Genomic DNA, 13,326 nt, shown 5'->3' on the forward strand with positions numbered 1-13,326 from the left:
TGCCACCACTCGTGTCACCGTCCCCCCGGGAATCCACCAACGGATCCCGGCTGCCCATGGACGGGTGTCAGCCCCGCGCGCGCGGCGTGTCATCGACGTTCAAGAATCTCAGGTCGATTCGACGATCTCAAGGGCTGTCGTGGTCAGTGGCCACGAGACCCCTGCGCCAGGCGAGACGGGGGCTGGCGCGCGGGCCGGCCGGCTGCCACCATCACGGGCATGTCTGTCGCCCGTCGTACCCTGCTCGGGGCCAGCCTGGCCGCCGCGACCTCCGCCGTCGTCGGCTGCGACGACAAGGGCGCGCCGGGCGCAGGCCGGACCAACCCGGGCAGTGCGGTGAGCGCGACCGAGGCCGCCGGCAACCGGGCGGGATTCGGCCCGTCCGGGAAGCCCTCGGTGACGCCCGGCACGGCGAACCAGGGCGCGGCCCCCGGCGGCGGCAGCATCCCAGCGAAACAGGCCCGCTACGTGACCGCGCTGCTCCGGCAACACCTGCCCGCCACGCCGCAGACCTTTCAACACAGCGGCTTCCCCGGTGCCGTCGCCCTCGTCCAGGTCAACGGCAAGACGACCGTGCACGCCGCCTTCGGGGAGGCACTGCGCTACGCGGCCGGCCCGAAACTCCTCCCGGCCGACAAGCGCGTCCCGATGCGCCCCGACTCCATCTTCGACCTCGCCTCGGTCACCAAGGTCTACACCGCCATCCTGCTCCTGCAACAGGTCGACAAGGGGCGTGTCGACCTCGCCGCCCCCGTCGTGGACTACCTGCCCACCTTCACCGGCACCGGCAAGGACCAGGTCACCGTCGAGATGCTGCTCACCCACACCAGCGGCCTCCCGGTCGGCGCCACTGTCACCGGCCTGCCGGACAACACGGCACGCTGGAAGGCCGTGCTCGCCACCCCCCTGGTCTCCGGCGCCGTGCCCGGGGGCACGTTCCGCTACTCCAGCGTCGGGCTCATGATCGCCGGCAAGATCGTGGAACAGGTCACCGGCCAGGGCCTCGACCAGGCCCTCAAGGCCAACCTCACCGGGCCTCTCGGCCTTCGGGACACCGGCTTCAACCCCAACACCTGGTTGTCCAGCGACGCCAGGGCCACGCGTCTGGTCGCCACCGACGCCCGCTCGTCCCGCGGCCTGCTTCGCGGCACCGTCCACGACGACGTCGCCAACCACCTGGGCGGCGTCGCCGGTCACGCCGGCATCTTCGCCACCGCCACCGACCTGGCCGCCATCGGCGAACTCCTCCTCAACGGCGGCACATACCGGGGCAACCGAATCCTCGCCGCCGCCACCGTTCGACAGATGCTCGCCAACCACAACGCCGGGAAACCCGCCATCGACCCCGAACGCCCCAAGCGCACCGCCGCCCACGGCCTCGGTGTCGTCCTCAACCAACCCTGGTTCATGGGCAGGCTCGCCTCCCCCGAAACCTTCGGCCACACCGGCTTCGCCGGCCCCTCACTCCTGGTCGACCCGAAGCGCAAACTCGTCCTCGCGCTGCTCACCAACCGGGCCCACCCCAACTGGAGCTGGGCGGACCCCGACCCGGTACGCGCCGCTGTCGGCGACACCCTCGCCAAGATCCTCTGAGCGGCCGGCTCGACAGGTGGTGCTGGAGCACGCGGCTTCGCGGATCCGGCGGCCCCGAGCCGGCGTCCGGTCAGCGGTGCCGGGGTGCTGCGGCGCTGTCGCGTTCGATGAGGTCGGTGGCGAGTTCGACGCGTGGGCTCTCGATCGTCTCGCCGGCGGCGAGCCGCAGCACGGTACGCGCGGCCAGCATGCCCATCTTGGCCAGGGGTTGGCGGACCGTGGTCAACGGCGGGGAGCACCACTGGACCTCCGGCAGGTCGTCGAAGCCGACCACGCTCATGTCGTCGGGCACCCGTAGGCCACGTTTGCGGACCGCCTCGTAGACGCCGAGCGCCATCTGGTCGCTAGCGGCGAAGATGGCGGTGGGCGGGTCGGGCAGGGCCAGCAGTTGCGTACCGGCGGTGTAGCCGGCCTCGTGGTAGAAGTTGCCGGGGCGGATCAGGGTGTCGTCGACAGCGACACCGGCGACGCCGAGGGCGGCGCGGTAACCGTCCAGACGGGCCCTGCTGCACATCAGGTGCGGTGGGCCGGCGATGAAGCCGATGCGGCGGTGGCCGAGGCCGAGCAGGTACTGGTTGGCGCTCAGGCTGCCCGCCCAGTTGGTGGCGCCGATGGTGGGTGCCGCCTGCGGGTCGACGCCGGCCGGGTCGATGATGACCACCGGGAGGCGGAGCCGGGTCAACTCGGCCTGGAGCGGCGGGTTCACCATCGAGGTCACGAAGATGATGCCGTCGGTGGAGCGGGTGCGCATGTTGTCGAGCCACTGCCTGGCCGAGGAGATACGCCAGTGGATGGCCGAGACGACGGTGCCGACGCCACTGCTCAGGGCGACGTCCTCCACCCCACGGATGATCTCCACCGCCCACGGGCTGTCCAGGTCGTTGAAGACCAGGTCGATCAGGGCGGCACCGGTCCCCTTGACGGGCGAACGGCGGCGGTAGCCGTGCCGGGTGAGGAGTTCCTCGACCCGTTCCCGGGTCTGTGAGGCGACGTCCGAGCGGCCGTTGATGACCCGCGAGACCGTGGGCACGGAGACACCGGCCAGCCGCGCGATCATCACGATGGTGATGTTTCGGCGGTTGTCGGAGCCCACGGTCGGCCTTTCGTCTGGCTGGAGTCTTCGATGAGGCGGCGAGCGCATGACAACGCCCTGGGAGAAAGTGGATCCTCCGAAACTTTCGGTTGCATCACCGGTACTGCCAATCGATGGCCGGCACGCTACGAGCTGTTTCCACACTGGTCAAGGTCTCTGTCTAATTGCGGATGAAACGGCTAGCGTAGTCAGGGCTTCCACAACTTCCGGTCCACGGACCCGGAAGTTTCCGAAAGCCGCCCAGAGGAGCCCCCGTGTCGACCGACATCGCTGCCGCGACGACCACTGCCCGGTCGATCCGCAACCCCGTCCTCGCCGGGTTCCACCCGGACCCGTCGATCCTTCGCGTCGACGACGACTACTACCTGGCCACCTCGACGTTCGAGTGGTATCCGGGGGTGCTCGTACATCATTCGCGTGACCTCGTGCACTGGCGGCCCCTGGGCGGGATCATCACCGACCGCCGGCTGCTCGACCTCCGCGGCTGTGGGGATTCCAACGGGGTGTGGGCACCTGACCTGACCTACCACGACGGCGAGTTCCACCTCGTCTACAGCGACGTGGCCAGCTTCGCCAGCGGCTACTGGGATCCGCAGAACTACCTGGTCACCGCGCCTGATATCGCCGGACCCTGGTCGGATCCGGTGCAGCTGCACGGGCGCGGTTTCGATGCCGCGCTGTTCCACGACGACGACGGCACCACCTGGCTGTTGAGCATGAGTGCGGACTGGCGACCCGGCCGGGACCGCTTCGGCGGCATCGAGATCCAGCAGTACGACCGGGTGGCGCGCGCTCTCGTCGGCCGACCCCGCCTCCTGTTCACCGGAACCTCGGTCGGGATGACCGAGGGCCCGCACCTCTACCGCCACGACGGCTGGTACTGGTTGATCACCGCGGAGGGTGGCACCAGTTGGGAGCACCAGGTCACCGTGGCGCGGTCACGGGAGCTGTTCGGGCCCTACGAGGTGGACCCGGGCGGCCCGCTGCTGACCTCCGTCGGCCGACCCGACCTGCGCCTGCAGAAGGCCGGCCACGGCAGTCTGGTGCGCACTCCGGACGGCGGCTGGTACCTGGCGCACCTGGCCAGCCGCCCCTACTCGCCGCTGGGCAACTGCGTGCTCGGCCGGGAGACCGCGATCCAGCGGGTCGACTGGCCGTCGGGGGGTTGGCCTCGGATCCCCGGCGGGGTGCCGGCCGAGGAGGTCGCGGCACCCGACCTGCCGGCGCACCCGTGGCCGGCGGAGCCCGCCACGGACCATTTCGACGCCCCGGAGCTGGGCCGCTGCTGGTCGACGTTACGCCGGCCGGCCAGCGCGGACTGGCTCGACCTGCGCTCCCGTCCGTCGTACCTGCGGATCCACGGCGGGCAGTCGCCGGTGGGCCGGCAGAGCCCCAGTCTGGTCGCGCGGCGCGTCGGGGCGACGCGCTGCTCGCTGGAGACCGTGGTCGAGTTCGACCCGGTCGACCACCGCCAGCTCGCCGGGATCACCGCCTACTACAACACCCTCAACTGGCACCACCTCTACCTGAGCCGCGCCGACGATGGGCGGACCGTCCTGGAGCTGCTCAGCTCCGACAACGGGCGGCGCACCCCGTACCCCGAGCTGACCGTCGACGCCGGCGACGTCGCCCGTGTCGGACTGAGGGCGACGTTCGACGGGCCGGTCGTGCGGTTCGACTACGACCTTGGCGCGGGTTGGCGCCAGCTTCCGGTGGACCTGGACGCGACCATCCTGTCCGACGAGCACGCCGCGCTGATCATCGACGGGGAGCCGGCCGGGTGGGGTTTCACCGGCGCGTTCCTCGGCCTGTGGGTGCAGGACCTCGGCCGTGACGGCGCCTACGCCGATTTCGACCTGGCCACCTATCGGGAGCAGTGACCAGCGGCCGTCCCCGCGGCCGGCCGCGCCCACGTCCCCGTCCGGGGGGTCAGTGCGCGACGGCGACCGGCTCTGGTTCGCGCGAGCGTCGGTCGGCTGCGAGGCTGACGCCGGCCAGGACCAGACCGAGGACCGCCAGGGCCAGGCCCACCCGGGCGGGTGCGAGATAGCCCAGCCCGGCGGCGATGGCGACGCTGCCCAGCGCAGCGCCCAGGCTGTTCGCGATGTTCATGGCCGACTGGTTGACCGCGGCACCCATCAGCTGGGCTCCCGGGGCGACGGTGATCAGGCGCGCCTGCAGGACCGGGCCCAGATAGAGGCTGGTCGCGCCGACCAGGAACGCACCCACGAACAGGCCGGTGCGGGTCGACGCGACGAGGCTGAACACGGCGATGCTCGCGATCATCGCGACGAAGCCGATGATCATGCTCCGGCGCAGGTCCCGGTCCGCGAGCCAACCTCCCAGGGCGTTGCCGACAGTCATGCCGAGCCCCACCGCCACCAGCGCCCACGGCACCGTCGCCGCCGAAAGCCCGGCGACGTCGGTGGTGACCGGCGCGATGTAGGAGTCGACCGCGAAGAATCCGGCGAAGCCGACCGCTCCCGTCGCCGCGACCAGCCAGACCTGCGAGGTGCGCAGCGCCCGCAGTTCGGCGCCCGGCGAGCCGCCCGCGGCCGCGGCGACCTCCGGGACGACCGCCAGCACCGCCAGCAGGGTGAGCAGGAAGACCCCGGCGATGACCAGGTAGGCGACTCGCCACCCTGCCGCCTGCCCGAGCCGGGTGATCAGCGGTACGCCGACCACGTTGGCGATGGTCAGGCCGCTGAGCACGGTGGCGAAGCCGCGTGCCTCCTTGCCCGGACCCATCAGGGCCGCCGCGAGCAGGCCGGCCGCACCGAAGTACGCACCGTGCGGCAGCGCCGCGACGAACCGCGCCACCAGCACCAGCCCGAACGTCGGGGCGACCGCGGACGCGACCGTGCCGACCGCGAAGAGGACGAGCAGCCCGAGCACGAGCTTCTTGCGGGGTACGCGCGCGCTCAGGGCGGCGATCAGGGGCGCGCCGACGACCACGCCGAGCGCGTAGGCGGTGATCATCCAGCCGGCCCGGGCCACCGCGCCCGACGACGATTGGGCGTACTGCTCGGGCAGCAGCCCGCGCGCGATCTCGGGCAGCAGGCCCATCGCCACGAACTCGGTCAGGCCGACGGCGACGCCACCCAGGGCCAGGGCGACGACCGCGGCCAGGCGTCGACCTCTGCTCAATCCATGCACGGAGAGAATTTAGCAACAGCGTTGCGTAATAGGGTGGTGAGATGACTCGCACCACAGCCGACGTGACGTTCCTGCGCGGCTACAACCAGGCGCTCGTCATGGCGGTGGGACGTACCGCGCGGACGTTCGAGCGGTCCACCGTCGTCAACGCCACCGGCCTGACCCCGCAGGCTGTCTCCAAGGTCATCGCCCGCCTGATCGCCGACGGCCTGATCCGGTCCGCCGGTGTCCGGCGCGCGTCCATCGGCAAGCCCGCGGTGGTCTACGAACTGGTCCCCGACAGCCGGTACGCCATCGGCGCCCACGTCGCCAGGCGCACTCTACGGCTGGTCCTGGTCGACCTGGCCGGCACCGTGCACCACTCGGCGGTCAGCCCGCTACCCAGCGACTTCACCCCTGAGCAGCTTCTGCACACCTTGAAATCTGGCATCGACGCCATCACCAGCGGCAACGACCTCCACGGCCGACTGACCGGCGTGGGGCTGGGCATGATCGGCCCGCTGGACCACGAGCATGGCCTGGTGCGTGACGCACACGGTCTGCGGCACTGGCACGACGTGCCGCTGCGCGAGATCGCCGAGGCGTACCTGGGCCTGCCGGTGCATCTCGACAAGGACGTCGCCGCGGGGATCACGGCCGAGGCATGGCGTCATGGCGGGACGTTCGGCGACGCGGCCCTCATCATGGTCGAGTCGGGCATCGGCGGCGGCTTCTGGCTGGGCGGCGGCGCCCACCGCGGCGCACACACCAACGCGGGAGAGTTCGGCCACACGGTCGTCGATCTGGACGGGCCCCTCTGCGTCTGCGGACGCCACGGCTGCCTGGAGATCGTCCACAACCAGGCCGCCGACGCGGGAGACATCCCTCGCGCGGCACGCGTCCTGGCAGTCGGCGTCGTCAACCTGCTCCAGACACTCGACCTCGCCCACGTGGTGCTGGCGGGCGCGGATCTCCTGCGGCACGCGGACACCTACCTCGCCGCGGTCGAGCAGGCCGTCCAGGCGGACGCGCGCCGCAGGGACTGGCTCAGCACGGACGTTGCCCTGTCGAGCCTCGGCGCTGACGCGATCGCCGCGGGCGCCGCCATGCAGGTCCTCGACGAGCAGTACGGCATTCCGGTCCTTGCCCCGCTCACGGAATCCAATCCGCCCCTCCCCCAGCGCAGTGGCCGGTGGCGAGCGTCGCTCATGCTGGAAGGGTGATTCGCTTCGTACTGAACGTGCTGTGGCTCATCTTCGGCGGTGGCATCGTGCTGGCGATCGGCTACGGCATCGCCGCGCTGATCTGCTTCGTCCTGGTCATCACCATCCCCTTCGGCGTCGCGTCGCTGCGTCTCGCCGTCTACTCGTTGTGGCCGTTCGGCCGCACGCTGGTACCCAAGCCTGGCGCGGGTGTCGCCTCCGGGCTGGCGAACATCCTGTGGGTGGTGCTGGCGGGCTGGTGGCTCGCCCTGTCCCACATCCTCGCCGGCATCGCGCTCTGCGTCACGATCATCGGAATCCCGTTCGGCATCGCCAACTTCAAGCTCGTCCCGGCCGCGTTCTGGCCCCTCGGCCGCGAGGTCGTCGACACGCCGTGACCCACCTGCCCGCGACAGATGGCGTGGTGCCGCGCCAGGCACCGTCGACAGTGGACGCGCGGGTACGATGCCGGGCGTACCGCAGCGGCGGTCCACAGCCTGACGAACCTTCGATAGGAGCCTGGCATGTCCGGCCCGGATGCCGAACTCGCAGCGAAGCTTGAGCCCGAGGTGCCGCACGCGGCGCGAATCTGGAACTACTGGATGGGCGGCAAGGACAACTTCCAGTCCGACCGGGCGGCCGGCGACGCCGTGGCCGAGGTCTACCCGGAGATCGTCGTCATGGCGCAGCAGTCCCGCCGGTTCCTGGTGCAGGCCGTGCGCTATCTGGCCGCCGAGGCGGGCGTCCGGCAGTTCCTGGACATCGGCACCGGCCTGCCCACCATGCAGAACACCCACGCGGTCGCCCAGGGGATCGCGCCCGAGTCACGGATCGTCTACGTCGACAACGACCCGATGGTCCTCGTGCACGCCCGGGCGCTGCTGGCCAGCACGACCTCGGAGGGCGTCACCACCTACGTGCACGCCGACTACCACGACCCGGAGAAGATTCTCGCCGAGGCCGCCCAGACGCTGGACTTCGACCAGCCCATCGCGGTGATGTACATGGGCGTGCTGGGCTACGAGCCCGACCTGGCGGTCGTGCGCTCCATCGTCGGGCGGACGATGGACGCGACCACGTCCGGCAGCCACCTGGTGCTGTGGGACGGCACCAACACCAGTCCGGCGGTCGTGTCCGGTGCCGAGCGGTTGGCGGAGAGCGGCGGCGTCCCGTACATCCTGCGCAGCCCGGAGGATCTCGCCAGCTGTTTCGCGGAGCTGACCATGGTGGAGCCCGGCCTGGTGCCGATCCCGCTGTGGCGTCCGGACGACGCCGACGCCGAGGGAATCGACGCGTACGGCGCCGTGGCCCGCAAGCCCTGAATCGTCCCGACGCAGCCGGTCGGGTCGGCCGGCTGCGTCGCGCCGGCGGGTGCCCGGCAGCCGCCGATCTTGTCGTAGGGCGCGGTTAGCGTGTGGGCACTGTCGCCGCGCCGGCCACGTCTGGCCGGTCGCTGACCCCCTCGGAGGCCCCCATGCCGCAGGAGACGACCTACCTTGAACTGTCCGAAGTGGACGGTGCGCACAAGTTCTACGAGGTCGTCGTCGACGACACCACACTGACCGTGCGATACGGCCGGATCGGTGACCAGGGGCAGGTCAAGGCAAACGCCTATCCGGACAACGCCCGGGCTCGAGCGGCCGCCGCGAAGAAGATCGGGGAGAAGGTCCGCAAGGGGTACGCCCCGGCGGTCCCCGGCGCCCGACAGAAGCGCAGCGTGTCCCGGCGGCAGATCGTCAGCACCCGCTCCACGGCCCGCACCGCCCCGGTGCTCTGGCGCTACGACTCCGGTGCCCCCGCCTTCGGCATCTTCGTCGACGAGCAGCACTGCATGGTGGGCAACGAGCACGGCGTGATCACCACCCTCGGCCACGACGCCCGGGTGCGCGGTCAGGTCCGGCTCCCCGACGGGGTGAAGTGCATCGTCGCCGACGACGCCTGGGTCTACGCGGGCTGCGACGACGGCAACGTCTACGACCTCTCCGGCAAGGTGCCCCGGGTGGCGTACGCGATCGCCCCCGAGATCGACATCTACTGGCTGGACATTCACGACGGCGTCCTGGGCGTCTCCGACGCCGACGGCGGGATCGCCGCCGTCGACCACGAGGACGAGTTCCTCTGGCGCCGGCCCGGGCGGGGCCGCTCGGCCTGGATGGTGCGCTGCGACACCGACGCGCTCTACCACGGCCATTCCCAGGGGGTGACCGGCTACGACTGGCGTACCGGCCGCGAGCTCTGGCACACCACGACCGGTTCGGTGCTCTTCGGGTGGCAGGAGCGCGGCAGCGTGTTCGCCGGCACAGGCACCCGCGAGGTGGTGCGGCTGGCCAAGGACGGCCGGGTCGAACGCCGCTACCGGTGCGACGCTCCGGTCTTCTCCTGTGCCACCGCCGAGGGCGGCCGGTTCGTGTTCGCCGGCGACAGCCAGTCCTCGATCTACTGCTTCGACGCGGCGGGCACCCGGCTGTGGAAGCTCGGCACCGGCTGTGGCTCGGCGTACTCCATGCAATACCACGGTGATCGGCTCTACGTCGTCACCACCGGCGGCCATCTGGCCTGCATCGATGCCAGCGAGTCGGCGATCCGGGCGGCCCAGGCCGGGGACGTGCCGGACGTGCTGGACGTCAAGGCGCCCCGCCAGGCGCCGCGGACCGTGGAGCCGACGGTGGTCGAGGTGACCAGCGACGCCGGGGCGGGCGTGGTGGTGCAGTGCCTGACCGACCGGGGGCGGATGCGCGTCCAGGTGATGTCCGACGGCTACCGGCGCGACTGGTCGGTGCAGTTTCCCAAGGGCATCCGCGAGCCCGGCGCCCGCTACCTGGTGACCGAGGTCCGCGAGTCGGGCCGAGGTGGGTTCTACCGGGCGTACGGCGACATCCGTCGGCTGCGCTGAGCTGCCGGGCGTTGAGGATCTACCCTGCCCCGGCGGCAGCAACTAGCCTGCCCGGATGCGACACACCCTCACACCGGGCGACGAGACCCTGCACGGTCATTTCTCCCCCGACCTCCCGCCGGTGCTGAGCATCGACGCCGGTGACACCGTCACCTACCGCACACTGGATTGCTGGTGGTCGGCCGGCCCGTACCCCGGGGGGCGCAACCGGGACCGGCCGCGGGTCCCGCAGCACCAGCCCGACCACGGACACGCGCTGATCGGTCCGGTTGCGGTCCGCGGCGCCCGCGCCGGCCAGACCCTCGAGGTGCGGATCGACGCGATCGTCCCGGCGGCCTGGGGAACCACCGTGGCGGGTGGCTGGCCGAGCGGCTTCAACGAGCGGTACGGCGTCAAGCATGACGGGGTGGTGCACGACTGGGCATTGGACCCGGTGGCGATGACCGGCCGCAACCAGCACGGCCACACGGTCACGCTGCGCCCCTTCATGGGGGTGCTCGGCATGCCGCCGGCCGAGCCGGGGCGGCACTCGACGGTCCCGCCCCGGCCCTGGGGCGGCAACCTGGACTGCAAGGACCTGACCGTCGGCGCCACCCTGCTGCTGCCGATCCCGGTCGACGGGGCACTGTTCTCCGTCGGGGACGGGCACGCCGCGCAGGGCGACGGCGAGGTCGGCGGTACCGCGATCGAGTGTCCGATGGACGAGGTGACGCTGACCGTGGACGTCCGCGACGACTTCCCGATCACCGGCCCGGTGGCCCGAACCGCGGACGCCTGGCTGACGCTCGGCGTCGGAGCGACCCTCGACGACGCGACCTTCATGGCTCTGGACTCGATGCTGACCCTGATGCAACGGCTGCACGGCGTCAGCCGTCCGGACGCCGTCGCGCTGGCCAGCGTCGCGGTCGACGTACGGGTGACGCAGATCGTCAACCAGACCGTCGGCGCGCACGCCGTACTCCGCGACGACGCGCTGCGCTGAGGAGTGGCCCGTCCGGGGGCTCGCGTGTCACGGGGAGCGCGCTGCTCAGCCCGTCTCGGTGAGGTCGGTCGTTGCGGAGAGTTCGGTGACCACGTCCAGGAGCCGGCGCAGGGCGGGTGAGGCGTTGCCCGACAGCCACACCATCTCGGTGCGCGCGACGGCGCCGGTCAGCGGGACGAACACCACGCCCGTGCGGCGAAGGCTGCGTGCCGAGCGGGCGAGCCGGGTGACTCCGATTCCCGCGGCGACCAGACCGAGCAGGCTCTGCACGTTGGCTTCCTCCTGGACGATGTCTGGGACGAAGCCCGCTTCGTGGAACTGATCGTCGTAGGCGCGGTGCCAGGGTTCCCACGAGCTGCGCGGGGTCATCACCCACGGTTCGTTCGCCAGGTCGGCGAGCTTCAGCGCGGCGCGCTCGGCGAGCGGGTGACCCTCGGGCAGTACGGCGCACACCGGCTCGGTCGCCAGAGTCATCGAATGCAGGCCCGGGGTGAGCGGAGTCCGGGTGAAGGCGGCGTCGTAACGCCCTCCGAAGACCCCCTCGACCAGGGGCGCGATGGTGGTGGACTCGGTCGTCAGGCGAAGGTCGGGTAGTTGGTCACGCACGGCTCGGACCACCGGGGGCAGAAGGTGGTTGGCGACGGAGGTCAGAAAGGCCACGTTGAGGCTGCCAACCTCTCCCCGCCGGGCCCGTCCCACGATGGCGACGGCCTCCTCGGCACGGTCCGTCACGGCACGGGCCTCGGCGACGAACAGGGCGCCAATGTCGGTCAGGGTGGTGCCGCGGCTGTCGCGCTCGAACAGCCTCACCCCGAGGATGCGTTCCAGGGCGGTGATCTGCTGGGACAGGGACTGCTGAGCGATCATCAGGCGGGCGGCCGCCCGAGTGAAGCTCAATTCCTCCGCGAGCACCAGGAAATAGCGCAGTTGCCGCAGTTCAGGGGTGGTCACAGGGACAGACTGTAGCCATGCCAGGAAGCGTGTGTTGGGCGCTTCGAAGACCGCCGCGCAGGATGGTTCCTGGAGCGATCGCCGGGCGTACCCGTCGGGCCGAAGCACAGTTGCCGGCCCGATCGTCGCCCCCGGACACGAAACCACGAGCTATCTAAGGAATACGATCATGAATGCACAGCGCGTCACCACGCCTTTCGACGCCCGGTCCACCGCGGGCGACGTCGTCGCCGGCGTCGACCTCACCGGGCAGCGCGCCGTCGTCACCGGCGCCTCGTCGGGCATCGGTGTCGAAACGGCCCGAGCGCTCGCAGCCGCGGGTGCCGCGGTGACCTTGGCGGTACGAAGCGTGGACGCCGGCGAGCGGACAGCGGAGGACATCCGCGCCAACACCGGGAGCCAGCTGATCCAGGTCGTTCCCCTGGACCTCTCCGACCAGGGGTCGGTCGCCGCCTTCGTCAGCGCCTGGGAAGGCCCGCTGCACATTCTGGTCAACAACGCCGGGGTGTCGGCGACCCCCGAGACGCGGACGGCGGAGGGCTGGGAGCTGCAGTTCGCGACCAACCACCTCGGCCACTTCGCGCTCGCCAACGGGCTGCACCCGGCCCTCGCGGCGGCCGGCCGGGCCCGCGTGGTGTCGCTCAGCTCGATCGCACACGTGCAGGCGCCGATGGTCTTCGACGACGTCAACTTCCGCGAGCGCCCCTACGACCGTCTCCTCGCCTACGGCGAGTCGAAGACGGCCACCGCGCTGTTCGCGGTCGAGGCGAACAGGCGCTGGGCCGGCGACGGCATCACCGTCAACGCGGCCAACCCGGGCGCGGTCACCAGCAACCTGGGGCGTCACCTCACCGAGGAGGACCTGGCGCAGCTTCCGGCGTACGACTTCAAGACCCCGCAGCAGGGCGCCGCCACCTCCGTGCTGCTCGCGGCCTGGCCGCAGCTGGAGGGCATCGGCGGCCGGTACTTCGAGGACTGCAACGAGGCGCCGCGCTACAACCCCGAGACGCCGCTTGAGGGCGTCGCCGACCACGCCCTCGACCCCACGGCAGCCGAGCGCCTGTGGCAGGTGTCGCTCGACATGCTCGCCGACGCACAGCGCAGCTGACCGGAGCTTCCGGCCCGACCGTGCCGATAGTTCCGGCAGGTTTCCGGGTCACGCCCTGAGCCGAATCATGCAACAGCGTGATCGAGTCAGCGTTCACGGCAGCGGGCCGCCACCCTCGAGGCGGTCCGCACGCTGGCTCCAGCCTGGGATCGAGCGTCACGACGGGGATGATCCAGCATACGGCAACAGCAGCGCCCGACCACAGGTCCGCTCCTGCACCGCCGGCTGACACCCCGGACAACGACCGCCCTTCCGGACGGCCCATGACGCAGTCGTGGGGGGGGGGGGGGGGGCGCCGCCCCCCCCCCCCCCCCCCCCCCCCCCCCCCCCCCCCCCCCCCCCCCCCCCCCACCCCCCCCCGGCCCCCCG

General features: G+C 71.3%; 11 protein-coding genes. 8 read left to right on the forward strand and 3 right to left on the reverse strand.

Going from position 1 to position 13,326, the window contains the following annotated elements; translation table 11 throughout:
* The first annotated feature begins 219 nt into the window (after positions 1–219).
* On the forward strand, positions 220–1,593 hold the full coding sequence (locus ACFYPS_RS25040; RefSeq protein WP_387327301.1) for a serine hydrolase: 1,374 nt from the start codon (positions 220–222) through the stop codon (positions 1,591–1,593).
* A gap of 70 nt (positions 1,594–1,663) precedes the next feature.
* Here the strand turns inward: ACFYPS_RS25040 and ACFYPS_RS25045 are convergent, their stop codons facing one another.
* Positions 1,664–2,650, reverse strand: coding sequence for a LacI family DNA-binding transcriptional regulator (locus tag ACFYPS_RS25045; RefSeq protein WP_387327666.1), 987 nt, complete (start codon positions 2,648–2,650; stop codon positions 1,664–1,666).
* A gap of 290 nt (positions 2,651–2,940) precedes the next feature.
* Here ACFYPS_RS25045 and ACFYPS_RS25050 point away from each other — a divergent pair, with 290 nt between their 5' ends.
* On the forward strand, positions 2,941–4,566 hold the full coding sequence (locus ACFYPS_RS25050; protein WP_387327304.1) for a glycoside hydrolase family 43 protein: 1,626 nt from the start codon (positions 2,941–2,943) through the stop codon (positions 4,564–4,566).
* Positions 4,567–4,615: 49 nt separating this feature from the next.
* Here the strand turns inward: ACFYPS_RS25050 and ACFYPS_RS25055 are convergent, their stop codons facing one another.
* Complete coding sequence (locus ACFYPS_RS25055) at positions 4,616–5,842, reverse strand: MFS transporter (protein ID WP_387327307.1); 1,227 nt, start codon at positions 5,840–5,842, stop codon at positions 4,616–4,618.
* 41 nt (positions 5,843–5,883) lie between these two features.
* On the opposite strand from ACFYPS_RS25055, the gene ACFYPS_RS25060 reads away from it, so the two are divergent.
* The 5 genes from ACFYPS_RS25060 to ACFYPS_RS25080 all read left to right on the forward strand — a co-directional run bounded on the left by ACFYPS_RS25060 (position 5,884) and on the right by ACFYPS_RS25080 (position 10,898).
* Positions 5,884–7,044, forward strand: a complete 1,161-nt coding sequence (locus ACFYPS_RS25060) for an ROK family protein (RefSeq protein ID WP_387327310.1) — start codon at positions 5,884–5,886, stop codon at positions 7,042–7,044.
* A complete protein-coding gene (locus tag ACFYPS_RS25065; RefSeq protein ID WP_387327313.1) occupies positions 7,041–7,421 on the forward strand; it encodes a YccF domain-containing protein in 381 nt (126 codons plus the stop codon). The genes ACFYPS_RS25060 and ACFYPS_RS25065 overlap by 4 nt, the downstream gene beginning before the upstream one ends.
* Before the next feature lie 126 nt (positions 7,422–7,547).
* Positions 7,548–8,345, forward strand: a complete 798-nt coding sequence (locus ACFYPS_RS25070; protein WP_387327316.1) for an SAM-dependent methyltransferase — start codon at positions 7,548–7,550, stop codon at positions 8,343–8,345.
* Between the two features lie 152 nt (positions 8,346–8,497).
* Positions 8,498–9,916: a WGR domain-containing protein gene (locus ACFYPS_RS25075; RefSeq protein ID WP_387327319.1), complete on the forward strand. Its 1,419-nt coding sequence runs from the start codon at positions 8,498–8,500 to the stop codon at positions 9,914–9,916.
* 55 nt (positions 9,917–9,971) lie between these two features.
* Positions 9,972–10,898 carry an acetamidase/formamidase family protein gene (locus tag ACFYPS_RS25080; RefSeq protein ID WP_387327322.1) on the forward strand — a complete coding sequence of 309 codons (927 nt, stop codon included), beginning with the start codon at positions 9,972–9,974 and terminating at the stop codon, positions 10,896–10,898.
* A 45-nt stretch (positions 10,899–10,943) separates the two neighbouring features.
* Here ACFYPS_RS25080 and ACFYPS_RS25085 read toward each other — a convergent pair whose 3' ends face one another.
* The gene (locus ACFYPS_RS25085; protein WP_387327324.1) at positions 10,944–11,849 is read right to left on the reverse strand and encodes a LysR family transcriptional regulator; all 906 of its coding nucleotides are present in this window, start codon (positions 11,847–11,849) and stop codon (positions 10,944–10,946) included.
* 169 nt (positions 11,850–12,018) lie between these two features.
* Here ACFYPS_RS25085 and ACFYPS_RS25090 point away from each other — a divergent pair, with 169 nt between their 5' ends.
* Positions 12,019–12,957: an SDR family NAD(P)-dependent oxidoreductase gene (locus tag ACFYPS_RS25090; RefSeq protein WP_387327327.1), complete on the forward strand. Its 939-nt coding sequence runs from the start codon at positions 12,019–12,021 to the stop codon at positions 12,955–12,957.
* Positions 12,958–13,326 lie beyond the last annotated feature (369 nt).

This window comes from Micromonospora sp. NPDC005087, from assembly GCF_042872965.1.
GTDB lineage: Bacteria > Actinomycetota > Actinomycetes > Mycobacteriales > Micromonosporaceae > Micromonospora.